At 67.5% G+C, this 24,384-nt stretch carries 26 protein-coding genes and 3 pseudogenes; 18 read left to right on the top strand and 11 right to left on the bottom strand.

Annotated features, from left to right (window positions below):
• Positions 1-95: 95 nt before the first annotated feature.
• Together AMIS_RS04060 and mca are read right to left on the bottom strand one after the other, a co-directional pair.
• Positions 96-386: a hypothetical protein gene (locus AMIS_RS04060; RefSeq protein WP_172666551.1), complete on the bottom strand. Its 291-nt coding sequence runs from the start codon at positions 384-386 to the stop codon at positions 96-98.
• Between the two features lie 77 nt (positions 387-463).
• On the bottom strand, positions 464-1,345 hold the full coding sequence (mca, locus tag AMIS_RS04055; protein ID WP_014440921.1) for a mycothiol conjugate amidase Mca: 882 nt from the start codon (positions 1,343-1,345) through the stop codon (positions 464-466).
• 111 nt (positions 1,346-1,456) lie between these two features.
• Between mca and AMIS_RS04050 the strand changes: the two genes are divergently transcribed.
• Both AMIS_RS04050 and greA read left to right on the top strand, forming a co-directional pair.
• Positions 1,457-1,876, top strand: a complete 420-nt coding sequence (locus AMIS_RS04050) for a DUF4307 domain-containing protein (protein ID WP_014440920.1) — start codon at positions 1,457-1,459, stop codon at positions 1,874-1,876.
• Between the two features lie 160 nt (positions 1,877-2,036).
• The gene (gene greA, locus AMIS_RS04045; protein WP_014440919.1) at positions 2,037-2,531 is read left to right on the top strand and encodes a transcription elongation factor GreA; all 495 of its coding nucleotides are present in this window, start codon (positions 2,037-2,039) and stop codon (positions 2,529-2,531) included.
• Positions 2,532-2,582: 51 nt separating this feature from the next.
• Here the strand turns inward: greA and ilvA are convergent, their stop codons facing one another.
• Genes ilvA through AMIS_RS04030 form a run of 3 tightly spaced genes read right to left on the bottom strand, consistent with a single transcriptional unit; the run spans position 2,583 to position 6,384 of the window.
• Entirely contained in the window at positions 2,583-3,824 is a 1,242-nt protein-coding gene (gene ilvA / locus AMIS_RS04040) for a threonine ammonia-lyase (RefSeq protein WP_041829546.1), read from the bottom strand.
• Between the two features lie 25 nt (positions 3,825-3,849).
• The gene (locus AMIS_RS04035) at positions 3,850-5,205 is read right to left on the bottom strand and encodes an amidase (RefSeq protein ID WP_014440917.1); all 1,356 of its coding nucleotides are present in this window, start codon (positions 5,203-5,205) and stop codon (positions 3,850-3,852) included.
• Between the two features lie 27 nt (positions 5,206-5,232).
• The gene (locus tag AMIS_RS04030) at positions 5,233-6,384 is read right to left on the bottom strand and encodes a cystathionine gamma-synthase (protein ID WP_014440916.1); all 1,152 of its coding nucleotides are present in this window, start codon (positions 6,382-6,384) and stop codon (positions 5,233-5,235) included.
• 24 nt (positions 6,385-6,408) lie between these two features.
• Between AMIS_RS04030 and AMIS_RS04025 the strand changes: the two genes are divergently transcribed.
• Complete coding sequence (locus AMIS_RS04025) at positions 6,409-6,855, top strand: HIT family protein (RefSeq protein ID WP_014440915.1); 447 nt, start codon at positions 6,409-6,411, stop codon at positions 6,853-6,855.
• Positions 6,856-6,857: 2 nt separating this feature from the next.
• Positions 6,858-7,517, top strand: coding sequence for a peptide-methionine (S)-S-oxide reductase MsrA (gene msrA / locus AMIS_RS04020; protein ID WP_041830482.1), 660 nt, complete (start codon positions 6,858-6,860; stop codon positions 7,515-7,517).
• Positions 7,518-7,853: 336 nt separating this feature from the next.
• On the opposite strand, the gene AMIS_RS04015 is transcribed toward msrA, so the two are convergent.
• A complete protein-coding gene (locus tag AMIS_RS04015; protein WP_051041814.1) occupies positions 7,854-8,123 on the bottom strand; it encodes a winged helix-turn-helix domain-containing protein in 270 nt (89 codons plus the stop codon).
• A 294-nt stretch (positions 8,124-8,417) separates the two neighbouring features.
• On the opposite strand from AMIS_RS04015, the gene AMIS_RS04010 reads away from it, so the two are divergent.
• Together AMIS_RS04010 and AMIS_RS42255 are read left to right on the top strand one after the other, a co-directional pair.
• Positions 8,418-9,944, top strand: coding sequence for a restriction endonuclease (locus tag AMIS_RS04010; RefSeq protein WP_014440912.1), 1,527 nt, complete (start codon positions 8,418-8,420; stop codon positions 9,942-9,944).
• 115 nt (positions 9,945-10,059) lie between these two features.
• A complete protein-coding gene (locus tag AMIS_RS42255; protein WP_014440911.1) occupies positions 10,060-12,021 on the top strand; it encodes a tetratricopeptide repeat protein in 1,962 nt (653 codons plus the stop codon).
• A 211-nt stretch (positions 12,022-12,232) separates the two neighbouring features.
• Here the strand turns inward: AMIS_RS42255 and AMIS_RS44820 are convergent, their stop codons facing one another.
• Complete coding sequence (locus tag AMIS_RS44820) at positions 12,233-12,808, bottom strand: replication initiator (protein ID WP_051041813.1); 576 nt, start codon at positions 12,806-12,808, stop codon at positions 12,233-12,235.
• Between the two features lie 5 nt (positions 12,809-12,813).
• Between AMIS_RS44820 and AMIS_RS42250 the strand changes: the two are divergent.
• From AMIS_RS42250 to AMIS_RS03990, 5 genes and pseudogenes are all read left to right on the top strand, one after another.
• Positions 12,814-12,912 (top strand): annotated as a pseudogene (locus tag AMIS_RS42250) (peptide-methionine (S)-S-oxide reductase MsrA); the annotation flags it as partial.
• A gap of 72 nt (positions 12,913-12,984) precedes the next feature.
• Positions 12,985-13,308, top strand: coding sequence for a hypothetical protein (locus AMIS_RS04000; protein WP_041829545.1), 324 nt, complete (start codon positions 12,985-12,987; stop codon positions 13,306-13,308).
• A gap of 10 nt (positions 13,309-13,318) precedes the next feature.
• A pseudogene (locus AMIS_RS03995) lies at positions 13,319-13,971 on the top strand (nucleotidyl transferase AbiEii/AbiGii toxin family protein).
• 26 nt (positions 13,972-13,997) lie between these two features.
• Positions 13,998-14,096, top strand: a pseudogene (locus tag AMIS_RS42245) (peptide-methionine (S)-S-oxide reductase MsrA); the annotation flags it as partial.
• Between the two features lie 799 nt (positions 14,097-14,895).
• The gene (locus AMIS_RS03990; protein WP_014440905.1) at positions 14,896-15,210 is read left to right on the top strand and encodes a hypothetical protein; all 315 of its coding nucleotides are present in this window, start codon (positions 14,896-14,898) and stop codon (positions 15,208-15,210) included.
• A 4-nt stretch (positions 15,211-15,214) separates the two neighbouring features.
• On the opposite strand, the gene AMIS_RS43250 is transcribed toward AMIS_RS03990, so the two are convergent.
• Complete coding sequence (locus tag AMIS_RS43250; protein ID WP_014440904.1) at positions 15,215-15,391, bottom strand: hypothetical protein; 177 nt, start codon at positions 15,389-15,391, stop codon at positions 15,215-15,217.
• A 101-nt stretch (positions 15,392-15,492) separates the two neighbouring features.
• On the opposite strand from AMIS_RS43250, the gene AMIS_RS03985 reads away from it, so the two are divergent.
• From AMIS_RS03985 to AMIS_RS03965, 6 genes are all read left to right on the top strand, one after another.
• The gene (locus AMIS_RS03985) at positions 15,493-16,944 is read left to right on the top strand and encodes a CYTH and CHAD domain-containing protein (protein ID WP_014440903.1); all 1,452 of its coding nucleotides are present in this window, start codon (positions 15,493-15,495) and stop codon (positions 16,942-16,944) included.
• Positions 16,945-17,024: 80 nt separating this feature from the next.
• Entirely contained in the window at positions 17,025-17,942 is a 918-nt protein-coding gene (gene ppk2 / locus AMIS_RS03980; protein ID WP_051042382.1) for a polyphosphate kinase 2, read from the top strand.
• A 282-nt stretch (positions 17,943-18,224) separates the two neighbouring features.
• The gene (locus tag AMIS_RS03975; protein ID WP_014440901.1) at positions 18,225-19,130 is read left to right on the top strand and encodes a ribonuclease Z; all 906 of its coding nucleotides are present in this window, start codon (positions 18,225-18,227) and stop codon (positions 19,128-19,130) included.
• The gene (locus AMIS_RS03970; protein ID WP_014440900.1) at positions 19,127-19,648 is read left to right on the top strand and encodes a GNAT family N-acetyltransferase; all 522 of its coding nucleotides are present in this window, start codon (positions 19,127-19,129) and stop codon (positions 19,646-19,648) included. Before AMIS_RS03975 ends, AMIS_RS03970 begins: the two co-directional genes overlap by 4 nt.
• 85 nt (positions 19,649-19,733) lie before the next feature.
• Positions 19,734-19,994 carry a hypothetical protein gene (locus tag AMIS_RS42240; RefSeq protein ID WP_014440899.1) on the top strand — a complete coding sequence of 87 codons (261 nt, stop codon included), beginning with the start codon at positions 19,734-19,736 and terminating at the stop codon, positions 19,992-19,994.
• A gap of 130 nt (positions 19,995-20,124) precedes the next feature.
• Complete coding sequence (locus AMIS_RS03965) at positions 20,125-20,481, top strand: VOC family protein (protein ID WP_014440898.1); 357 nt, start codon at positions 20,125-20,127, stop codon at positions 20,479-20,481.
• Positions 20,482-20,947: 466 nt separating this feature from the next.
• Here the strand turns inward: AMIS_RS03965 and AMIS_RS03960 are convergent, their stop codons facing one another.
• From AMIS_RS03960 to AMIS_RS03950, 3 genes are all read right to left on the bottom strand, one after another.
• Positions 20,948-21,238, bottom strand: coding sequence for a hypothetical protein (locus AMIS_RS03960; protein ID WP_014440897.1), 291 nt, complete (start codon positions 21,236-21,238; stop codon positions 20,948-20,950).
• Positions 21,239-21,506: 268 nt separating this feature from the next.
• On the bottom strand, positions 21,507-22,865 hold the full coding sequence (locus AMIS_RS03955; RefSeq protein ID WP_014440896.1) for a cystathionine beta-synthase: 1,359 nt from the start codon (positions 22,863-22,865) through the stop codon (positions 21,507-21,509).
• A gap of 3 nt (positions 22,866-22,868) precedes the next feature.
• A complete protein-coding gene (locus tag AMIS_RS03950; protein WP_014440895.1) occupies positions 22,869-23,213 on the bottom strand; it encodes a YkvA family protein in 345 nt (114 codons plus the stop codon).
• A gap of 134 nt (positions 23,214-23,347) precedes the next feature.
• On the opposite strand from AMIS_RS03950, the gene AMIS_RS03945 reads away from it, so the two are divergent.
• Entirely contained in the window at positions 23,348-24,370 is a 1,023-nt protein-coding gene (locus tag AMIS_RS03945) for an SGNH/GDSL hydrolase family protein (RefSeq protein ID WP_014440894.1), read from the top strand.
• Positions 24,371-24,384 lie beyond the last annotated feature (14 nt).

Genomic DNA, 24,384 nt, shown 5'->3' with positions numbered 1-24,384 from the left:
TACCGATGAACGCAACAGGGCTTGACGGACCCGAGACGGCGACACTCAGCTCTGCCGGAGGGAAACCACCACGGGTACGAGGGACGCCCGCACCGTCAGGCGCGGTCCGCTCCGCCACCGGCGGTGGAGTCGCGCTTCTCCTCGGCCGCGCCCGTCACCTCGGGTTCCTCCATGGTCACCGGAGCAGCGGATCGATCCGCTTCGACATCGGAGCCGGCCGCCGCAGCCGGACGCTGAGCATCGGCGTCCAGCCGGGCGATCTCTGCCACACGATCGCGCTCGGCGGCGTCCGAAAAACTGTCGGGAAGCCGACGAATCCGCTTGTTCATGTTGCGGATCAGCAGAACCGTGGCGACACACATGAGGACGATGAGGAACAGACCCATCGGACCGGCCAAGCCGCCCGAACGGGTGTCACCGAAGTTGTTGACAGCGAAGACGTCCACGCCCTCAGCGTACTGCCTCAGTGGGTCGCGACCTTCTCCCGGATGCCCGCGAACAGGTCGGACTCCGGAATCGGGCTGTCCACCAGCGAACGGGCGAGCTCGAAGTCCTCGGTCGGCCACACCTTCTGCTGCAGCTCCAGCGGGATCTTGAACCAGAACCCGTCCGGGTCGACCTGCGTGGCGTGGGCGCGCAGCGCGTCATCGCGGATCCCGAAGTACTCCCCGCACTCGATCCGGGTGGTGATCTTGTCGCCGCGGTCCTGCCGCTCCGACGATTTCTCCAACCATTCCGTGTACGGCGATTCCAGTCCCGCCGCCAGCATCCCCTCGTGGAGAGCGAGCATGCGCGCCCGGGTCCAGCCGGAGTTGTAGTACAGCTTCAGCGGCTGCCACGGCTCGCCCAGTTCCGGGAACCGCTCCGGGTCGCCGGCCGCCTCGAAGGCCACCACCGAGACCTTGTGGCACATGATGTGGTCGGGGTGCGGGTAACCGCCGTTCTCGTCATAGGTCGTCATGACGTGCGGCCGGAACTCGCGGATCAGCTTGATCAGCGGCTTGGCCGCCTCCTGCGGGTCCTGCAGGCCGAAGCAGCCCTCGGGCAGCGGCGGCAGCGGGTCGCCCTCGGGCAGGCCGGAGTCGACGAAGCCGAGCCAGGCCTGGTCGACGCCGAGGATCTCGCGCGCCCTGGTCATCTCGTCGCGGCGGATGTTGGCGATGTCGGCCAGCACCTCCGGCCGATCCATCTTCGGGTTGAGCACGCTGCCGCGCTCCCCACCCGTACAGGTCGCGACGAGGACCTGAACTCCCTCGGCGACGTATTTCGCCATGGTGGCAGCGCCCTTGCTCGACTCGTCGTCGGGGTGGGCGTGCACGGTCATCAGGCGCAACTGCTCGGCCACGTGAATTCCCTCTCGACCAGGCCTGCCGACGGCGGCCCGGGATCGGCTGCGAAGATGGACCCTGCCATTCTGGCCGATCCCACCGACAACAAACGCACGAGAGGTCGTCAGGTGAGCGAGACGCACGCCACAACGCCGGTCTTCCCGCCGGGCCGCTACGGCCGGCGCCGCGAGGGCAACCGCTCCCGGTGGGTGCCGATCCTCGCCGTCGCGCTGTCCGCGATCGTCATCCTGGGCCTCACCGTGCAGCTCTACCGGAAGTTCGGCGAGGGGAACTACGACCCCCAGATCATCGGCTGGAACGACCCGACCGACACCGAGATGGTGATCCAGTTCCGGGTCCTGGTGCCGGAGGACGGCACCGCGACCTGCATGCTGCGCGCCCGCGACTACGACGGCTTCGAGGTCGGGCGCCGGCAGGTCGACGTGCAGGGCCCTCCGGGCGGCGGGTCCGTCGAGGTCAGCGAGTCGGTACCGACCACCGCGCGGGCCTCGGTGGGCGACGTGATGGGCTGCCGGGCCGCCGGCTGACCGGCCCTCAGTCGTTTCCGACCACCTTTCGCCTTCCGAGTGGGGCGCATACCGCTGGTAAGCTTGGTGATTCGCTGCGTTGAGCATGCCTCTTTCAGCGGCCTGCTCTGACCCTGCCCCCCATGCTCTGAACAATGTCCAGTCAGCAAGGAGATCGACCGTGTCCAGTTCCGAGGCGCCGAAGACCTGGCTCTCCCAGGACGCTCACGACCGGCTGCAGGCCGAGCTCGACGAGTTGATCGCCAACCGGCCGGCGATAGCGGCGGAGATCAACGCTCGGCGCGAGGAAGGCGACCTTCGCGAGAACGGCGGCTACCACGCCGCCCGCGAGGAGCAGAGCCGGCAGGAAGGCCGCATCCTGTACTTGAAGGAGTTCCTGCGCAACTCGGAGGTCGGCGAGGTCCAGGTCGCCGACTCGGTCACCCCCGGCTCGGTCGTGACGATCTACTTCGACGACGACCAGGCCGACACCGAGACGTTCCTGCTCGGTTCCCGGGAGATCTCCTCCACGACCGACCTCACCGTGTACAGCCCGGAGTCGGCGCTCGGCAAGGCGATCCTCGGCGCGCGGACCGGTCAGACCGTGACCTACACGGCCCCCAGCGGCGCCGACATCAAGGTCACCGTCGTCAAGTTCGGCGCCTTCGAGGGTTAGAAAAGCTCGCACGGGCTCGCGGTGGTCTCCCACCGCGAGCCCGTTCGCGTTTCAGGGAGTCGCGTCGGCGAGCAGGGAGACCCGGTAACCGGCGTCGCGCAGGGCGCTGATCAGCGTGGACGAGTGGGACGGGCCGCGGGTCTCCACCGAGAGGGCGACCTCCACCTCACCGAAGCTGAGGCGCGGGCTCTGCCGGGAGTGCGACACGTCGACGATGTTCGCCCGCTGGTCGGCGATCTCGCTCAGCAGCCGGGCCAGCTGACCGGGCCGGTCGGTGCAGCGCACGGCGAGCCGCAGGAAACGGCCGGCCGACGCCAGGCCGTGCTCTATCACCCGGAGCAGCAGCATCGGGTCGATGTTGCCGCCGGAGAGGATCGCCACCGCCGGGCCACCGCGCGGCGGCACGTACGCGCCGGTCAGCAGGGCGGCGACCGCTGCCGCGCCGGCCGGCTCCACCACCGTCTTGTGGCGTTCCAGCAGGATCAGCAGCGCGGCCGACAGGTCCTCGTCGGTGACCGTGACGACGTCGTCGACGAGTTTCTCGACATGCGCGAACGTGAGGTCGCCGGGACGCAGGACGGCGATGCCGTCCGCGATCGTGGCGCAGGCGTCGAGCTTCTGCGGCGCTCCGGCGGCGAGCGAGGGAGGGTACGCGGCCGCGCCGCTCGCCTGCACCCCGATGATCCGGATGTCCGGCCGCACCGCCTTGGCCGCCACCGCCAGCCCCGAGACCAGCCCACCGCCACCGACCGCCGTGATGATCGTGGTGGCCTCCGGGCACTGCTCCAGGATCTCCAGCGCCACCGTGCCCTGCCCGGCGATCACGTCCGGGTGGTCGAACGGGTGGATCAGGACCGCCCCGGTGGTACGGGCGAACTCGTGTGCCGCCTCCAGCGCGTCGTCGACGCTCGTCCCGGCGTACTCCACCGCAGCCCCGTACCCCTTGGTGGCGCTGACCTTGGGCAGCGGCGCGCCCTCCGGCATGAAGACGGTGGCCCGGATGCCGAGCAGCCCGGCCGCGAGAGCGACACCCTGCGCGTGGTTGCCGGCCGAGGCGGCGACCACGCCACGGGCCCGCTCCTCCGCGGAGAGCCGGGCGATCCGGGTGTACGCGCCGCGCACCTTGTACGACCCGGCGCGCTGCTGGTTCTCGCACTTGAGCCAGACCGGCACCCCGGTGATCTCGGTGAGCGGCCGGGAGGTGATCAGCGGCGTCGTCTTGGCCACCCCGGCCAGCAGGTCACGGGCGGCCTCGACGTCGGCGAGGGTGAGCAGATCCAGTGGTGCGGTCATGGGCACCAATCGTGCCATCAACGCCTCAGACCAGGTTCTGCCGCTGCCACGGGTTCTGCAGCTCGAACTGACCGGCCACGGAGAGCAACAGCATCTCCGAGTCCGGCGGGCCGACCAGCTGGACGGCGAGCGGCAGCCCGTCCGGCCGGGAACCGACCGGCACCACGATCGCCGGCAGCCCGGAGTAGTTCCAGGGTGCCTGGTACGGCGCGTAGTTGGCGTTGTCCTGCATGTTCTTCATCCACGACGCGGACGAGTATCGCACCGCGAGCGGCGGCACACCGGCCAGCGCCGGGGTGAGCAGCAGGTCGAGGGAGTTGTCGGCGAAGAACCGGATGGCCCGCTCGCGCCACGCGTCCCGGTGCGACTGGCGGACCAGGTTGAGCCGCATCGCCGCCTTGCCGAGCTTGATGTGCCGCTGGGTCCGGGCCTGCAGCCGGTCCACCGGCAGACCCTCGGAGTTCCGGTACGCCCCGGCGAACCAGGTGGCCAGCACCCCCAGCGCCACCCCGGTCGGGTATTTCGGGTCGGCGGCGATCGTGTCGTGACCGGCCTGGGTGAGCAGTTTCGAGGCGGTCGTCACGGCGCCGACGTTCGGCTCGTCCGGTTTCACGCCGGCGATCGGCGGCCGCAGCGAGACGCCGACCCGCAGCCGGCTCGGCTCCACCAGTTTCTGCGGGGTCAGCCCGGCCAGCACCGAGAAGCCGAGCGCGGCGTCAGCCACCGTGGTGGCCAGCATGCCGTTCTCCACCAGGCCGAACCAGTCCTTGTCACCGAAGTCCACCGGCACCACACCGCGCCCCGGTTTCAGGCCGACCAGGCCGCAGCAGGCCGCCGGGATCCGGATCGAGCCGAGGCCGTCGTTGCCCTGCGCGATCGGCACCAGACCGGCCGCGACAGCGGCTGCCGCGCCACCGGACGATCCGCCGGGCGTCCGCTCCAGGTCCCACGGGTTGCGGGTCACGCCGGCGTCGTCGTCGGTCGCCGCCCAGAGACCCATCTCCGGCATCCTGGTCACCCCGACCACGACGGCGCCGGCTCCGCGCAGCCTGCGGACCACTTCGTGGTCCTCTTCAGCCACCTCGGGGGTACGGGCTGCCGCGCTCCCGTGCCACGTCGGAAGACCCGCCACCGCGGTGTTCTCCTTGACCGCCACCGGCACGCCCGCCAGCGGAAGGTTGACCAGGTCCTCCTGATCGTCGACCTTCTCCGCCTCGGTGATCGCCTCCACGTCGCGGACCACCCGGAACGCGCCAAGCTCCGGGTCGGAGATGGCGATCTGCTCCAGATGGTCGGCCACGACCTGGGTGGCGCTCGCGTCGCCGCGGCGCACCGCACGGGCGATCTGTTTGGCGGTCGCTCCCACCCAGGTCGTCGTCATCGCGCAGATTCTCCAGCGTCGGTCTCTTTAACCCAGCGCCTGCTCGAGGTCGGCGAGCAGATCGTCAACGGTTTCGATGCCGACAGACAGTCTCACGAGATCGGCGGGAACCTCAAGCGCTGAGCCCGCAGCCGACAGATGTGTCATCTGCCCCGGGTGCTCGATCAGCGATTCGACGCCGCCCAGCGACTCGGCGAGCACGAAGAGCTTCGCCCGGTTGCAGATCTCTACCGCCTTCTCCGGACCGCCCGCCGCGCGGAACGAGACCATGCCGCCGAACCGGCTCATCTGCTTGGCCGCGATCTCGTGACCGGGGTGGCTCTCCAGGCCCGGGTAGAGGACCTGCGCCACTGCCTTGTGCTCGCTCAGGTAACCGGCGATCCGCTCCGCGTTGTCACAGTGCCTGTCCATCCGTACCCCCAGGGTCTTGATCCCCCGGAGGGTCAGCCAGGCGTCGAACGGACCGTTGACGCCACCCATCGCGTTCTGATGGAAGGCCAGCTCGTCGCCGAGCCCGGCGTCCGCGGTGATCAGCGCGCCACCCACCACGTCGGAGTGCCCGCCGATGTACTTGGTCGTCGAGTGGATCACCACGTCGGCGCCGAGGGCGAGCGGCTGCTGCAGGTACGGCGAGGCGAACGTGTTGTCCACCGCGAGCATCGCGTCGTACTCGTGGGCCAGCCCGGCCAGCGCCGGGATGTCGGCGATGTTCAGCAGCGGGTTGGTCGGCGTCTCGGCCCAGATCAGCCGGGTGTGGCCGGGCCGGAACGCGGCGCGCACCGCGTCCAGGTCGTCCAGCGGCACGGCGGTCCAGTCCAGACCCCAGCGCTCGGCCACCTTGGAGAAGAGGCGGAACGTGCCGCCGTACGCGTCGTTCGGGATGACCACGTGATCGCCCGGCCGGCACACCGTACGCAGAAGGGTGTCCTCGGCCGCCAGGCCGCTCGCGAAAGCGAGCCCGCGCCGGCCCGCCTCGATCGCCGCGAGGCACTCCTGCAGCGCGTCGCGGGTCGGGTTGGACGAGCGGCTGTACTCGTACCCCAGGCGCGGGGCGCCGACGGCGTCCTGTGCGTACGTGCTGGTCTGGTAGATGGGCGGCACCACCGCGCCGGTCCGCGGATCCGGCTCCTGGCCGGCGTGGATGGCGAGGGTGTCGAACCCGTACTCATTTGCCGTCATGTTGCGCAAGGCTAGTCTCACCAGGTGGCCGACTGCGTGTTCTGTGGCATTGTGGCGGAGACCGTCCCGGCGTTCGTCGTGGCCTCGTCGCCCGCCGGCGTGGCGTTCCTCGACATCCGTCCGGTGTTCAAGGGGCACGTCCTGGTGATCCCGCGTCCGCACATCGTCGAGTTGCCGCTGCTGCCGCCCGAGCTTCTGCCCGGATATTTCGCCTTCGTCCAGGCGATCGCCACCGCCGTTCCGCGTGCGCTCGGCGCACAGGGCACCTTCGTCGCGGAGAACAACATCGTCTCCCAGTCGGTGCCGCACCTGCACACCCACGTCGTGCCCCGCACCAAGGGCGACGGCCTGCGCGGCTTCTTCTGGCCCCGGCACAAGTACGCGAGCGACGACGAGGCGGCCGACTTCGCCGCCAGAATTGGTAATGAATATCGCTCCCTCAGCGTTGCAGAAACTGGACGAAGGGAGTGACCGTGTTCCTGCGGTACAAGAAGCTCGACCTGCCCACCGCCGAGACCGCCCTGCCCGGCCGCGATGCCGAGATCCAGGTCGCCGCGACCCACACCGTGCTCGGGACTCCGATGAAGGGCCCCTGGCCGGCCGGGTACGAGCTGGCCGTCTTCGGAATGGGCTGTTTCTGGGGCGCCGAGCGCATCTTCTGGCAGATCCCCGGGGTCCACTCGACCTCGGTCGGCTACGCCGGAGGCTTCACCGCCAACCCGACGTACGAGGAGACCTGCTCCGGGACGACCGGGCACACCGAGGCGGTCCAGGTCGTCTACGACCCCGCCGTCGTCTCGTACGAGGACCTGCTGAAGGCGTTCTGGGAGAACCACGACCCGACCCAGGGCATGCGCCAGGGCAACGACGTGGGCACCCAGTACCGATCGGCGATCTACACCACGACGGACGCACAGGCGGCGACGGCTCAGGCGTCGCTGGAGGCCTTCCAGCCGGTGGTCACGGCAGCCGGCCACGGCAGCATCACCACCGAGATCAAGCCGCTGACGCGGTACTACTACGCCGAGGACTACCACCAGCAGTACCTTTCAAGTGATAAAAACCCCAACGGGTACTGCAACCACGGGCCGAACGGGATGACCTGCCCGATCGGGGTGGCTCGCACCAACTGATGCTCTTCTGATCTGGGCTCGTGCTCGCCGTTGGCGGGTGCGGGCTCAGCTCGTTTCTGCCTGCCATCCCGTCGGCCGTCGACCCACCCTCCGGGGGAGCGGGCCGCCGTCGGGGCCGCCACTTCGCGCGTGGCGTGAGGTGAGTACGAGGGCTGGCGGTCCCGACGGTGGCCTGCTCGGCTGCGACTGGGGCGACGGGCGGCGGGATGGCTTCCTCCATCCCGGAGGCCTGAGATCCCCGCCGGAGGCATGGCTCTTGATTTGGCTCCGATGGTGAGCCGGTGCGCCGGCCGATGCCGGCGCTTGCGCCGCCAGCAGGCCGAGCGCGACCGGCGGTCACTGTTCGCGGACGAAGACTCCGACGCCTGGCAGGGTCTCGGTGATCTCCTTGACCCTCAGGATCTGCATCGCGCGGTCGATGACAGGTTCGGTGACCTCGTAGTGCGCGATCAGCTCGCGACGGCTGGGCAGCCGGGAGCCAGGCGGGAACTCGCCAGCGGCGATCCGCTTCTGAAGGTCGTCAGCGATCTCTTCGTATCGGTAACGCGGCGGCACAGGTGATCTCCTCGGTTGGCACTTCCGAGTAGACCACCAATGACTAGCCATTGACTACCCAACGCTAGCTGTGGGAGGTTGAAGCCGGGTCTCCTCGGTTGGCGCTAAGGAGACTCGGATAGCGGGGCCGGACGAGGCTGGTCCGGCCCGTGGTCAAGGCGAAGGCCCGGAGCAACCATGATGCTCCGGGCCTTCGTCTGCTTACTCTGCCCGAACGGGTGCATCTTCCGCGCACATGGCCGCGAAGCACGACCACCGCGGGTCACTCGGAGCTACTGACTCTTTCCGCTGCGTTGCGAGTCGGGTTACCGTCATGCCTGTCTATCTGGAACCTGCGGAGGATGAATGGCGCGACGCAAGGGCCTGATCGCTCAGATGATCGATGCCCGCAAGCAGGCCAAAAAGCTGGAAGCCCAGGCAGAGGCACGCAGGCATCGCGAGCTGATCGCGGAGCAGAAGCGTCAGCAAGCGGAGGCGGACCGGGAGGCCAAACAGGCCGAGGCTGCCGCGAAGAAGGCCGAGGCTGCCGCGAAGAAGGCCGAGGCAGCGCGGCTGCGGCAGGAAGTACAGGCGCAACGCCTGGCTGACCAGGCAGCAACGAAGGCAGCGCGTGAAGCCGCTCAGCGGGCGCAGGCTGAGGAACGACGCCGAAACGCCGAAACGCGCGCAAAAGCACAGGAAGCAGCCGCCGCCAAACGTTTGGCGGACCAAGAAGAGCACGCCCGAAAGATCGCAGAAGCAGAGTTCCGGACCGAGGCGGTGACGGCCAGGTTTGCCGAGTTCGCGAAGCTCTTGATGCACAGGAACCGCCGTGCCGCCGACGCAACCGTCGAACTGAGCGCGACTCTGTCGAACGGCGGACCCGACCCCTTCGTTGAGCGCTTACAACATGTCCTTGCCCAGTCCCGCTACCCAGAGGGCCTGACAGGCAAGGCCGCCGCGCACTACGACGCCGCCTCCCGCGAGTTGCTCATCGAATATGAGCTACCGCTTCAGGATGCAGTACCTACAGTCGTCGCCTACCGCTATACCAAGGCGAAGGGCATGACGGCCGTGCCACGTAAGGAACCGGAGACCAAGAAGCTCTACGGCGACCTCCTTGCACGGCTGACACTTCGCACCATCGCGGAGGCCTTCGACGCCACGGCGCCCGACCTTGTCGCCGGCGTCGTCTTCAACGGCTACGTCTCCACCAAGGACAAGGCGACCGGTCGAGCGATCCGCCCGTTGCTGATCAGCATCGATGCTGAACGGGACAGATTCGCCGAGATAGAACTCGACGAGCCTGAGCTCGATCCCGTGCTGTGCCTCCGCAGTCACCTCAACGCCATCGTTTCTCCGCACCCATATGACCTTGAAGCCGTCCGGCCAGTGGTGTCCTTCGACCTGTCGAAGTACAAGTTCGTAGATGAGATGGACGTTGTCGCCGGCATGGACAGCCGCACCGATCTGCTAACCCTCTCGCCCGGCGAGTTCGAACACCTCATTCGCCGGCTCTTCGAAGCCATCGGCATGAAGTCATGGGTTACTCAGGCGTCCAAAGACGAAGGCGTCGATGGCGTCGCCATCAATGAGGACCCGATCGTGGGCGGGCTCTGCATCATCCAAGCCAAGCGCTACAGCAAGATCGTCGGCCTCGAAGCCGTTCACGCCCTGGCCGGTGTCATGGACCACAAGCGCGCCGCCAAGGGCGTCCTCGTGACGACCTCATGGGTTGGCAAGGCGAGCCGCGACTTCGCCGCAGCCAACGGACGCATCCAGATCATCGAAGGTCGCAATCTAAAACACATGCTCAAGGAGCATCTCAACCTAGACGTGCTGATCGGCCTCCCGAAGCTCCCGCCAGGCTGGCAACAGTCAGACGTGACCTAGTAGAGCGGCGGATTGAGCTAGGTAGCCTCATCGGCACTGAGTGGGCGCACCGCGATAACTTCGCGCAGGGCGACCGGCCTTCATTGCTCGCTTAGCCATAGGGAGCTATCTCAGTATGACTTTAGTTCAAGTTCTCGCAGATGAGCTTTCGGTCCACATGTCATGCGATTTCCGACTAACGAATCCCTATACACGCCAGACGGTTGACGATAGCGCACATAAGCTGGTGTCAATTCAAGGCGCCGGATGGCAAGGCTTGGTTGGCGTGACGGGAGTTTCTGTTATCGACGCGATGCCGGTCGGTGAATGGATGGCAAGGACTGTGGGTGGCTTCCGCAGTGATCTCACATTCCAGGAAGCCCTTTCAAGACTCATTACGGCAGAAACGTCGATCGCGAAAATCTTGGACCCACGAGCAAAGTGGCACACATTTGTTGTAGGTGCCGTAATTGGAAGCCAGTCGACCATCGCCTTCGTCTCCAATTACCAATCGGTCAACGACATACCCGGCAGCCCTTTGCCCAGCGCCCCATCCGATCACTTCAGCGTCAGTATTGCCAAGCCTAAGAAGGCTCGCTTATTCCTAGCCGGCGCCGTGCATTCCGTTTCGAAACTTGAACAGGAAGGCTTGGAGGCCGCGCTGCGCTCCGGATTGCCAGAAGCAAAGATCAAGGAACGACTTAGGGATGTAAACATCGCAGCGAGCCGACGTAATGCGATCCAAGAACAAGCAAAGTATCGTTACGGGTCGGGAACGGTGAGTGAAGGATGCTACGTTGCTTCGATTGACGCGACTGGTCGAGGCACTAGTCGGCCTTTCTTGACTGATCAACAGAAGGGTGACTTCATTACGCCCGAGATGGCTCAAATATTGGGCCAGGCGGGTCTGTCCATACGCCCCGCAATAGACACCGATGGCAGGCATAAGCCCGTCAGACTTATACAATCAGCCAGCGGCTCCTACAATCCTTCGGCGAATTACTTCCGTGAACAATTCAAGCTTCAGCCCGCCAATAGCGAGCTTTGGAACAATTACGGCGCATGGCTAAACTCGAAAGGCATGACACCACAAGCGAAGGAGGCCTTCAGGCGCGCTATAGAACTAGACCCGCGAAACACGACTGCCCTCGCAAATCTCGCGAAACGGTTCTGGTTCGACGACGGAGATTGGCTGGCCGCCAAAGAGATGTATGAAACCGCACTGAGGGCGTCCGAACCAGACGTGCCGTCCTGGATTCTTTCTGACTTCGCCGACTTGCTCTCTCAGGACGGCGCAAGCATCGGGAGGGCTGACGCTCTGCACCAACGCGCGTCACTAGACATCGGCAACCCCGTAACCATCGCTAGGCGCGCGCACTTCATTGCGGAACATGGGGCCAGCGTTGAACGTGCTATCGAAATGATCGAACAGGCCATAGCGAAGCAGCCCAATAATTTTCAGATATGGTTCATAGCGGCCAAGATAGACCAGTACTTCGCTAAGGATTTTCCCGCAGCGCGCTATAAGCTTGAAAAGGCACTGGAGCTAGCACCAGACGACGTTGATGTACTTCTTCAGTACGCCAACCTTCTTCTCATCCAACACGAGCCTGAGACGGCCGTTCACTTCTACCGCCGGGCGGTCAAGCGCGGAATTGACTTGAAGCTGCTGCGAGGCAATTATGGATTGGCCCTCCTTTGCGCTCGCAAACCCAAGCCTGCATGGCACCAATTAAAGCGGGCAATGCAGCTACTCCCGGACGCCGTGGATGTAAAGATAAACGCGAGTGCAGCCATGTACGTGCTCGGCTACGATGGCGCACATAAAATCCTGGAACGTGTATTGCTCGAATCGCCTTCGAATGAACTGGAGTTGGAGGCCTCAGCAATTCTACTGGCCGCAGAAATCAATGGATCTGGAGTTGACATGCTGCGCGCACGCATGGTCACTTTGATCGAATCAGGTGTTACAGCAGACGACCTCGCTGTTCGAGCGGTTGCCCAATCATTGCCAGCCCCTGAACGCCGTGCTTACGCGTTGACCGTTGCAGACGTGATTGCAGGAATAAGTCCGGCGACTGCCTTAACGCCGTCATAGCCTCCGCCATGAGCCGACAGATCGACAAACCCTTCAAATTCGCACGTCTCGGCGCCAGACAAACGCGTACCGACGGGGCTCTTCGCGTGGTCGGGCCTGAGCGACAGCGACGGCACGAGCTCGCGCCCCTGGCGGCGCGAGCGGCCCGTTTCGGGCCGCCTTGACCCTGTATTGAAAGTTGTAACCATGGATTGGCGACCAAGAGAGGCGATCAAGTTGGCTCGATGCGACGCATGGTCTCCTGGCCGGCACGAATGCCATCAACGATCGTCGGCTCACCGCGAGCTAGCCCTGAACCGGAGAACCTCCACTTGGCGTCGACCAAGATCTCCCGATCATCTCGTGCGGGTAGCCCTTCGGCCTGGCGGCGTTCATCCTCCTGGTGCGCCATCCGCTCATCGCGCAGCTCGCCGTATGTGACCGAGTAGCGGCGGCTTTTAGTGGCGGCGTGGCCTCGATAGCCGAGCATGTGAGCCCAGCGACGGAACGGCACCTCCCCATACGCAGGCACGGCGTCCAGGGCGAAGCAGACTCGTACCATGCGCTCCGTATGCGCGGGCAGGTGTAGGTGTTGCAAGGCGTCAAGGCTCTTGATCCGTCGCGGCGGGAGGCCGGTGATCTCTCCGCCCTTGGTGACGTACTTGGCGATGTAGCGGGCGACATTGCGGCTGGTGATGCCTCCGCCGGCTTCGGCGATCGTCTGGGTGTCTACCTGGGTGCCGAAGCGCAGCTCTCGGATGGCCCGCTCCGGATCGACCGGATCCGGCACGTCGATAGAGGCAGTCACTACGGCACCAGCAGTACCTGTCCGACGCGAAGAACCCGTACGGCTACTGCAACCACGGCCCGAACGGCATGACCTGCCCGATCGGTGTCGCCCGCACCAGCTGACTCGGCAACACGGGACGGGCACCTCTCCGGAGTCCGTCCCGTGTGACGATGGTGCGGAGGAGGTGGCCTGAGATGCGCCAGTACGCGAAACCGATCGTCGTTGCGGACGATCTCACCCTGCTTCGCGGGCGGACGACGGGTGTCGTCACCCTGCCGCGTCACCTCGACTGGTCCGGTGCGGCCGACTACGACCTGAACAGCCCCGGCCGGATCGTCGACCTCTACCGCACAGTCCTCATCGAGGCGGCCAAGCCGGACGACCTGCACGTCTTTCTTGATCAGACGGTCCTGACAAGGCTGTGGCCATCGATCTGGCTCCCGCCGGAACTACGCCGTGCGTGGGAACAGCGCTTTCCGGAGCTTCGGCCGACCGCGCCGGAGGTCCCTGCCGCGTAAGGTCGCCGGCATGGATCCCCGTCACCGCGAGCTGGCCGAGATCGCCCTTCGCGCGGCCGGAGGTGATTACGGACTCGCGCTCGCCGGTGGCTATGCCGTTCGCGAGCACGGCATGGGTGATCGACCGAGCGGTGACGTCGATCTGTTCACCGACTGGCAGCGCCGGGCAGACTTCCCCGCCGCCGCTGATCTCGTCATAGAGGCCCTGACGGACCATGGCTTCCTGGTCCACGTCGTAGCCCGAGCGGACACCTTCGCTCGGCTGCTGATCTCTCGAGTCGACGAGCCTGACGCGAAGCCGCAGAAGATGGAGTTGGCCGCTGACTGGCGCGCTCACCCGCCGGTGGCTCTGAGCGTCGGGCCCGTGCTGCACCCGGACGACGCAGTCGGCAACAAGATGGCGGCGCTCTACGGGCTGCACTCGCCCGCGACTTCCTCGACATCGATGCCGTACTCGCCAGTGGCCGCTATACGAGCGATCAGCTCCTCCGGCTGATCGAGGGTGCCGATCCCGGTTTCGATCGCTCGACCTTTGCCGATGTGCTGGGAGCGGCCGACCAGATCAGTGATGCCGCATTCGCTCCCTACGGCGTCGACACGGAATCCATCCGCGCCCTCCGGCAACGATTCGCCGAGTGGCAGAAGGAACTGCGACAGGGATGACACGCCGGTCAGAGCTGAACAGCTGTCACCAGCAGTACCTGTCCGACGCGAAGAACCCGTACGGCTACTGCAACCACGGCCCGAACGGCATGACCTGCCCGATCGGTGTGGCCCGCACCAGCTGACGCCTGGCTGCTCCTGGGCCCGATCCCGTCTCGCCGGGAGCGGGCCCGGACTGTTCAATGACCGCGTAGAAGCCTGGACCGAAGCATCTACTGCCCAAGACGGCGGCGCACGGTGGCTGGGCGTCGATGAAGGCTCACGCAACCGCTCCGTGCGCTCTCACCTACGCCAGGGCAGCGATGTCGTCACACACAGCGCTAACGTGTGCCCTCGCCCCCGCCGGCAACGCCCGTTCGCGTGATCAACGCCCCGAGCCGACACTGCGAACCGAGCCGACACTGCGAACCAGCCGGTCCGGCTGGCTCTCAGCGCTGTTCGAGCACGCTGCTGACAGCACTGTTGACCAGCTTGTCTCGCCCGGCTGGTCAACAGCGTTGCCGACCATCCGTTTTGTCCGCACTGGGCACCAGCCGGCGTCGGCGTTTCCAAGATCTGCGATTCCGGGGCCGCGAGACGCCACGCGGGACTACGAGACGCACTCGGGACCGCGACGTCACTCGGGACCGCGACGCGACCTGCGGCGCGCACCTGGATCAGGCGTGTGCCGCCGTCCAAGTTCGCGAGGCTCATCGCGTGCCGCCGCCCGCGTTCGCCCGGCATATCGTGTGCTGCCGTCCGCGTTCGCCGGGCACATCGTGTGCCGCCGTCCCGCTGCAGCCACGGATCTCAGCCGCAACGGAACCCCGCACCCCGACCACGGCAACCGGCCGCCCCGTAAATTCACGCCCTCGAACGAAAAAAATCGACATGTCCCGACATCTCACTCACACTCGGAACAGTGGGCTTAGCGGGAGGTCGACCATGTCACCGCGGTACCGGAACGAGGACGAGCGAGCCGCCTGGGAACTGGCTGAAGCGATGACGCAGCAGGCCCGGGCGATGATGCGGGAAGCCGAGATCGCCATGGAGAGCTGGAAGCTCGGCAAGGAGATGAACCGGCAGCGCTGCGCGCGTCGGGGGATCAACAAGACGGACGCGGAGATCCGCTGGGCGGCCTCGGCCAGCGCCAAGAACGCGATCACCAACAACAGTTTCCACGTGGCGCTGGCGACCATGTATTACGGCGCGGCGACCGCCAATTACGCCCGTGCCCAGTACCTCAGGAACCAGCCCTGACCACTCACTCCTCGCCGGCGTCGTGCTCGGCGACCGGGCCGGGCTGCGGCCTCGGCGGGTCGGCGGCGGCCGGCGACGCGGGCACGGCGAGCGCCAGGCCGAGGACGGCTCCGGCGCCGATCAGGCGGAGGCCGTTCAGCGATTTGGCCAGGGAAACAGTACGGCGTTCGGGCTTGTCCACGCAGCTCTCCTCACAAGCCGGGAAGCGGGCCGGAACCCACGATGACACCTCAACCTGAGACATGACTGTGTCAGGAGCGCGCAACGGGGCACCATTGACACGTGGAGATCGCCACCGAGACCGAGCGCAAGTACGACGTCCCTGAGACCTTCGAACTTCCCGAGCTGGCCGGGGTGGCCGGCATCACCGGCGTGAACGGCGCCGAAACCCATGATCTTGACGCCACCTACTTCGACACCGAAGACCTCCGGTTGATGAGAAATCGCCGGACACTTCGGCGGCGGTCCGGCGGGCACGACGCCGGCTGGCACCTGAAGACCCCGGGTGACGGCTCCGGGCGTACCGAACATCGGGTCTCCGGGCACGAGGGTGACGCCGTTCCGGACGAGCTGCTGCCCCTGGTGCGCGGCATCGTCCGGCAGCAGCCGCTGGCCCCGGTGTGCCGGTTGCGCACCCATCGGGTGGAGACCCCGTTGCGGGACGCGGACGGCCGTACCCTCGCTCTGATCGCACAGGACCGGGTGAACGCCGAGTCCGATGACGGCGAGAGCGCCTGGCAGGAGATCGAGGTCGAGCTGGTCGACGGTGACGTGGCGGTTCTGGACGCCGTGGAGCGGGCGCTGCTCGATGCGGGCGCCACCCCGGCCGCCGGTCCCTCCAAGGTCTCCCGCGCGCTGGCCGACCGGCTCGCCGCCGCCGAGCGCGCCGCACAGACCGGGACCAAGGCCAAGACCAAGAGCAAGGTCAACCCCGTCCTCCGGTACGCCCGTGAGCAGCGCGACGCCATCATCGGGCACGACCCCGCGGCCCGTCAGGGTGATCCCGACGCCGTGCACAAGATGCGCGTGGCGACCCGGCGGCTGCGCAGCACCCTGAAGACCTACCGCCGCTGGTTCCCGGAGACCGGCGTCGGCGACGAGCTGCGCTGGCTGGCCGGGATGCTCGGCGCGGTCCGTGACCCGCAGGTGCTGGAGGGCAAGCTGCTGGCCGGCCTGGACGAGTCGGGTCCGGAGTTCGAGCCGGTCGCCGGGCGGATCCGGGCGGCGCTGGAGCATCGCGTCGAGAAGGGCCGTGCCGAGCTCGCCGAAGCCCTCGATTCGGACCGTTATCTCACCCTGCTGGACGCCGTCGACGCGCTGGTGGACAACCCCGGGCACGATGGCGGGGACCCGTCACGGCGTACCCGGAAGGTCTTGAAGAAGGCGGACGACGAACTGGACGCCGCGATCGCCGGTGGGGTCGACGAGGAGCTGCACGAGGCGCGCAAGTCCTACAAGAGGGCGCGCTACGCCGTCGAGGTGATCCAGCCGGAGCACGGCGGGCCCGCGAAGCAGCTGGTGAAGGCGCTGACCGCGCTGCAGGACGGCCTCGGCGCCCACCAGGACTCCACGATCGCCCGGGAGGTCCTGCGGGAGATCGGTCCGGACAGTTTCCATTTCGGCGTGCTGTACGGCAGGCAGGAACAAGTGGGTAAGGAGACCTTGCGTGAGGTGCCCGCGCTGGTGCGGGCGTCCCGGCGCAAGAAGGTGCGGCGTTGGCTGGTGAAGACATGACCACAGATGTTCATCCGGAACACGTTGATCACGAGCAGACCGATTCCGAGCATGTTGATCAAGGACATGTGGAGGAACCGATGACGCAGCCGTACGACGGTCCGGTCACCGAACTCACCGGCTACCGCGTGGTGGACGACGAGGACGACGATCCGTACCTGTTGAACGCCGACGGGACGCCGGTCGACACCTGGCGCGACGACTACCCGTACGACGAACGGCTGCCTCGTGCGGAGTACGACCACGACAAGCGGCTGCTCCAGATCGAGCTCCTGAAGCTGCAGAACTGGTGCAAGGACACCGGGGAACGCCTGGTGATTCTCTTCGAGGGGCGGGACGCGGCCGGCAAGGGCGGCACCATCAAGCGCTTCATGGAGCATCTCAATCCGCGCGGCTCCCGGGTGGTGGCCCTGGAGAAGCCGAACGAGAAGGAGAGCACCCAGTGGTACTACCAGCGGTACATCAAGCACCTGCCGTCCGCCGGTGAGATCGTGCTCTTCGACAGGTCCTGGTACAACCGGGCCGGCGTGGAGCGGGTGATGGGCTTCTGCAGCCGCGCGGAGTACCTCGAGTTCATGCGGCAGACCCCGGAGCTGGAGCGGATGCTCGTCCGGTCCGGCGTCCACCTGGTCAAGTTCTGGTTCTCGGTGACCCAGAGCGAGCAGCGGACCCGGTTCGCGATCCGCCAGGTCGACCCGGTCCGGCAGTGGAAGCTCTCCCCGATGGACCTGGAGTCCCTGGACAAGTGGGACGACTACACCGAGGCCAAGGAGGCGATGTTCTTCTACACGGACACCGCCGACGCCCCGTGGACCGTGGTGAAGAGCAACGACAAGAAGCGCGCCCGGCTCGCCGCGATGCGGCACGTGCTCAACCGCTTCGACTACACCGGCAAGGACCCCGAGATCGTCGGCAGGCCCGACCCGCTGATCGTCGGGCCTGCCTCACTCGTGGTGGAAAGCACCGAGATGTCCCCCAGAGTATTCCCGCGGCTCTAGTGATTTAAAAGCATTGGCGGAGACCGTCGACCTTGGTTAACGTGGCCGTACACGTGAAGGGAGGTGGTCCGAAGTTGTATAGCAACGGGACTCGTGAGGTGGCTGTCCGCTAGCCGCTGTCCTTGACAGCTTCGTTTGAGCGTCGAGACCGTGTGGCAGCGGCCCGGCGAGTACCAGACAGCCACCCGACCCCAGGGGATCCGGCCTTGTCCGACCGGACCTCACCCGCGTCAGCGAGTGAGGAAGTCCCCTGGGGTCGCTTCATATACGGGGTTTCCACTCATGCGCGAGCTGATCGTCCTCGGCACCGCCAGCCAGGTGCCGACACGTCACCGCAACCACAACGGCTACCTCCTCCGCTGGGACGACGAGGTGATCCTCTTCGACCCGGGCGAGGGCACCCAGCGCCAGATGCTGCTGGCCGGCCAGGCCGTCACCCCGCTCAAGCACATCTGCATCACCCACTTCCACGGCGACCACAGTCTCGGCCTGCCCGGCATCCTGCAGCGCGTCTCGCTGGACAAGGTGCCGCATCCGGTCGCGGTCCACTACCCGGCCGGTGGCCAGGAGTTCTACGACAGGCTGCGGCACGCCACGAGCTACTGGGACAACGCGGAGATCGTGCCCTCGCCGGTGGGCGCCGGCTTCGCGGTGGAGACCTGCGCGGGGCGCCTCACGGCACTGCCATTGCGACATTCCATCGAGGCGTACGGGTACCGCCTCACCGAACCTGACTCCCGGCGGATACTGCCCGCCCTGCTGGTCCAGCACGGCATCCAGGGCCCGGCAGTCGGCGAGCTGCAGCGCGCCGGCCGCCTCGGCGAGGTCACGCTGGAGCAGGTCAGCACCGTCCGCCCCGGCCAGAGCTTCGCCTTCGTGATGGACACCGGCCTGTGCGACAACGTCTACGCCCTGGCCGACGGCGTCGACATGCTGGTCATCGAGTCCACCTTCCTGGCCGAGGACGCCGCGATGGCCGCGCAGGTCGGTCACCTGACGGCCGGGCAGGCCGCCGCGGTGGCTCGCGAGTCGGGCGTACGCACGCTGGTCCTCACCCACTTCTCCCAGCGGTACCAGGACCCGTCCCGATTCCTGGAGGAGGCCCGCACGGAGTTCGCCGGCCCCGTCGTGATCGCCGAAGACCTCCTTCGCGTCCCGGTCCCGCCTCGGCTACTTTCTCAAGAATGACCGTCTCGCTGCGTCCGGCGACCGACACCGATCTGCCCGCGATCGGCACCCTGCACCACCGTTCCCGGGCCGCCGCCTACGCCCACCTGGTCGACCCGGCGTCGTTCGACGCGCGCGGCGCCGAGATGATGGCCGCCTACTGGGTGGAGCGCTGGCGCTGGGAGCGCGACACCCACCGCCTGACCGTCGCCCTGGACGGCGACGAGCTGATCGGCTTCTCCTACGTGGGGCCGAGCGAGACCGAGGGCGCGGCCGAGCTCTACGCGATCCACCTGGACCCGTCCCGGGTGGGCACCGGCGTGGGCCGCCTGCTGATGATCGACGCGCTGGAGGCGTTGCGGGCCTACGGCAAGGACCGGGCCGTGCTCTGGGTGCTGGAGGGCAACGAGGTGGCCCGGCGCTTCTACGACCGAGGTGGCTGGACCCCGGACGGCGCCACCCGCGACGACACGGTCAACGACCAGCCGGTCACGCACATCCGTTACGCCCACTCGCTCCAAAACTCGGCGGAACATTGAGGGCCAGTCGGACCGTGTGCATGAAGTGATCGATCCGGGGTCCCGCCAGCTCGCCAGACTCCCGAGTGGCGCCTCACTGTCCCGAGTGCGTCTCGCGGTCGCGAAGCGTCTCGCGGTCGCGAAGCGGGTCGCGGTCGCGGTCGCGAAGCGGGTCGCGGTCCTCGAGTTCGTGGATCTTGGAAACGCCGATGCCGGCTGGCGCTCAGTGCGGACAAACCGGGCGGCCGGCAGCACTGCTGACCAGCCGGGCGAGACGAGCTGGTTAACAGTGCTGTCAGCAGCGCGTTCGGAGAGCGCTGAGAGCCAGCCGGTCCGGCTGGTCCACAGCGTCGGCCGACGGCTTTGATCACGTGAACGGGCGTTGCCGGACGCGCGCGGTCGCTTGACTGCGCGCATTGAGCACCTGGCGGCCGCAACGACCAGCTCCGGGGGACGGTGGGGCAGCGGGCGCTGGGCTTCGGTGGCAGCATCGCGGGGTGATCGGACGCTGGCACGGCCTCATCATCGACTGTCCCGAACCGTCGGAGCTGGCCTCGTTCTATGAGCGGCTGCTGGGCATGCAGCGCGTTCAGGACGAGGGTGACTGGGTGGTGATCGGGGATGCGCCGGATCGGCCTGGGCTCGCGTTTCAGCGGGTGGGCGAGTTTCGGGCGCCGAGCTGGCCGGATCCTGCGCACCCGCAGCAGATGCATGTCGACGTGCGGGTGGAGAGCCTGGACGACGGCGAGAAGCGGGTTCTCGAGCTGGGCGCGGTCCGGCTGGGTGGCGGGGGCGAGACGTTCCGGGTCTTCGCTGATCCGGTGGGGCACCCGTTCTGCCTGGTCGCCTGGTGACGACGGGCCCCTGCGGGCGACCTGGTGACGACGGGCCGCTGCGGGTGACCTTGGAATTCGCGGGGCGGCGCGAAGGAGCGGGCGGGGACGCCGGGGCCGGCGGCGTGCCGCGCCCGCGGAAGGGGCGTCAGGGAGTGGCTGCTGCGGGACGGGTCTGTTGCTTGTGGGGACGGGTACTGCGCGTACCCGGAAAAAGCGAAAAGGCGGGAGCACGTGACCTATGAATGCGGGGGAACCTGTGATCACGTGCTCCCGCCCACCGCCCCGCCGGAATCGGGTGCGCCTGGCCGGAGGCGCGGATCAGCGGAGGCGTGCTGATCCTGAAGAACCGATTCGAGGCGGGCCTGGGCGCGGGATGCCGGAGCGCTGGCGGGGCGCCCCGGCGTCACCGCCGGGAGACGTCGGCCGGGCCGGGAAGCCGTTGCTTGCCGGGGGACGGTCAAGCTCTTCGGCGACGTCTAGTCCTTCATAAAACCCTCCTGTAGCGGTGCTCTGCCGGAACGTTGAGTCCGCGGCCGGGCACGCTGCGCATGCTGTTCACGTCGTGTCGCAGCGTCCACGCCTCACGCCAGGGTCGGCGGGCCACCGCGTCGGCTCGTTCGGCGAGCCGGCGGGCCGAGCACGGCCAGCGCCATCCGCATCCGACGCAGTTACCGTCTCCGCCGGCCGCCGTGTGGCGTCCGAGCAAGTGCTGCGCGTCCCGCCACAGAAGGCGGTCCACGATGTCGGCGGGCGCCGACTCGTCGACGTCGACCATTCCCTACCCCTTCGTCCGGGAGTGGCTCATAGCTCCGTCACGACACATACAACCGCAGCGCGCCATCAGCTGGTCGGACTGAGTGTGCGATTGTGGCGACTATCTGTAACGGTCCATGCTCGCCGAGGGCGGAGCCGAGACGGGCATCGATGGGTCCTGCGTCGCGGCCCGCTCTAAGACCTGGCCGGGGTTCGCGTGCATCGGCGGGCGGCAAGCCGCTGCAGGCTGCCCAAGCCCTGCAGCGGCTGATGCTCGGCCCGGCGATCGGCTAGCTCAGATGGGCGAGCAGGTCCTGCCGGGTGAGCACCCCGGCGGGCTTGCCGTCCACCAGGACCATCGCGGCGTCCGCCTTCTCCAGCAGCGCCACCGCCTCGGCCACCGGCTCGCCGCCACCGATCATCGGCAGGGCGTCGCTCATGTGCTTCTCGATCGTGTCGTGCAGGTGGGCCTGCCCGGTGAAGAGCGCGTCCAGCAGCGCCTTCTCCGAGATCGAGCCGGCCACCTCGCCGGTCACGACGGGCGGCTCCGCTTTCAGCACCGGGAGCTGGGAGACCCCGTACTCCCGCATGTAGTCGATCGCGTCCCGGACCGTCTCCGTCGGGTGGACGTGGACCAGTTTCGGGATCTCGGCGCCCTTGCCGGCGAGCGCGTCCGCCACGGTGGGGGTGGCCTCATTGGTACGGAGGAACCCGTACCGCGCCATCCACTTGTCGTTGAAGATCTTCGACAGGTAACCGCGGCCGCCGTCCGGCAGCAGCACCACGACGACGTCGTCCGGGCCGGCCTTGCGGGCGACCTCGAGCGCCGCCACCACGGCCATCCCGCACGAGCCGCCGACCAGCAGGCCCTCCTCGCGGGCCAGCCGGCGGGTCATCTCGAACGAGTCGGAGTCGCTGACCTCGATGACCTCGTCGGTGACGCTCGTGTCGTACGCACTCGGCCAGAAGTCCTCGCCGACACCCTCCACGAGGTACGGACGACCGGTCCCGCCGGAGTAGACCGAACCCTCCGGGTCGGCGCCGACGATCCGGACGTCGCCCTGCTCCTTGAGGTAACGCCCGACGCCGGTGATCGTCCCGCCGGTGCCCACCCCGGTCACGAAGTGGGTGATCTTCCCGCCGGTCTGCTCCCAGATCTCCGGGCCGGTCTGCTCGTAGTGCGAGCGCGGGTTCGCCGGGTTGCTGTACTGATCCGGTTTCCAGGCGCCGGGGATGTCCCGGGTCAGCTGGTCGGACACGTTGTAGTAGGAACGCGGGTCCTCCGGCGCCACGGCGGTCGGGCAGACCACCACTTCGGCGCCGTACGCCCGCAGGACGTTCTGCTTGTCTTCACTGACCTTGTCGGGGCAGACGAAGACGCACTTGTAACCCCGTCGCTGGGCCACGAGGGCCAGACCGACTCCGGTGTTGCCGCTGGTCGGCTCCACGATCGTGCCGCCGGGCTTGAGGAGGCCCGCCTTCTCGGCGTCCTCCACCATCCGCAGCGCGATCCGGTCCTTGACCGAGCCGCCGGGGTTCAAGTACTCGACCTTGGCCAGCACGGTGGCGCTGATGCCTTCGGTCACGCTGTTCAGCCGGACCAGCGGAGTGTTACCGATGATCTCGACGACGTTGTCGTAATAGCGCACGCTTCACTTTACGACCACGCGCGGGCTGGTCCGCTCCCACTCCAGGAAGCGATCCGTTTCGGCGAGCACCGCACCCGCCAGCCAGGTGACCGCGACCGCGTCGTCGATCAGCCCGAACAGGAAGACGAACGCCTCCGGGACGGCGTCGATCGGCGACACCACATAGAGGGTGGCGGCCGCCATCATCGCCAGCCGCATGCCGCCGTCGTAGTCGCCGCGGGTGGTGGCCCGGATCATCCGGGGCAGCGCGGCGAGACGCTCCCCGAGGGGCCGGCCGCCACGGGCGCCGGCGGTCAGAGCACGCGCCAGCGCGGTGAACGCCGCCGCACGTTTCAACGTCTTGGCCATCTTTGTTCCCCTCTCCGCCACTCCAGCATGACGTGGGCGCGCCATGATTGCCTCTCGCCATCGCGAGTTAGCCTCAAGTACCCACTTCTGCTGCCGATCACGGCCGGAACACCGAGCCATTCGAGGAGGAAATCATGAGCAGCATCGATTTCACCCTCTCCGCCACCGGCTGGCGGCGGATCAAATGGGCCGGACGGGTGACAGGCGTCCTCGCCGGGGTGACCGCGTTCTCGGCCGGCGTGCTCCTGCGCCAGGCCGCCGACGCGCGACGGGTGATCCCGATGGCCGAGGCCCCGCCGCCGCGCGGTGACGGGGTGTACGGCGCGAAGTTCGGCGGCCGCCCACTGAACCTGGTGATCCTCGGCGACTCGTCGGCCGCCGGATACGGCGTGCACCGCCCCCGGGAGACACCCGGCGCCCTCTTCGCCACCGGCATCTCGCGCCGCCTGCGCCGCCCGGTCCGGCTGCACCGGCTGGCCGTGGTCGGCTCGATGTCGTCCGGCCTGCCGTACCAGGTGGACGCGGCCCTGGAGTACGAACCGGACCTCGCGATCATCCTGATCGGCGGGAACGATGTGACTCACGCCTCAGCCCGGACCGCGGCGGTCCGTCATCTGGGTGACACGGTTCGCCGACTGCGGGCGGTCGGCTGCAAAGTGGTGGTCGGCACCTGCCCGGACCTCGGCGCGATCCAGCCGATCAAGCCGCCGCTGCGGTGGCTGGCCCGGCGCTGGAGCCGGCAACTGGCCGCCGCGCAGACGGTCGCCGTGGTGCGGGAAGGCGGCCGGACCGTCTCGATCGGGAACCTGCTCGGTCCGATGTTCGAGGCGGATCCGGTACGGATGTACAGCTCGGACCGATTCCATCCGTCCGCCGAGGGGTATGCCCGAGCAGCGGCGGTGATGATGCCGACCGTGATGGCCGCGCTCGGCGAGGACGAGCGGACCCCGGTCACGGACAGCGTCCGGACCCTGCCCGAGGCCGCCGTCGCGGCGGTGCGGGCGCCGGGCACCGAGGTCAGCCCGGCCGGGCGGTGGGCGCAGCTGCGCCGGCACCCGTGGTTCGGCGAACCGCGGCACTGGTTCGGGTCGAGGGCGGGCACGGTCAACCCGGTTTCCGCCGTAGGGTATACGCCAGAGGATCATCAAGTCGGCTGATGCAGGGAGGCGTG

Origin of the sequence: Actinoplanes missouriensis 431, from assembly GCF_000284295.1 — a bacterium.
GTDB classification, from domain to species: domain Bacteria; phylum Actinomycetota; class Actinomycetes; order Mycobacteriales; family Micromonosporaceae; genus Actinoplanes; species Actinoplanes missouriensis.
Note: the sequence above shows the minus strand (reverse complement) of the source record. Positions and strands in the feature narration are given on the sequence as shown.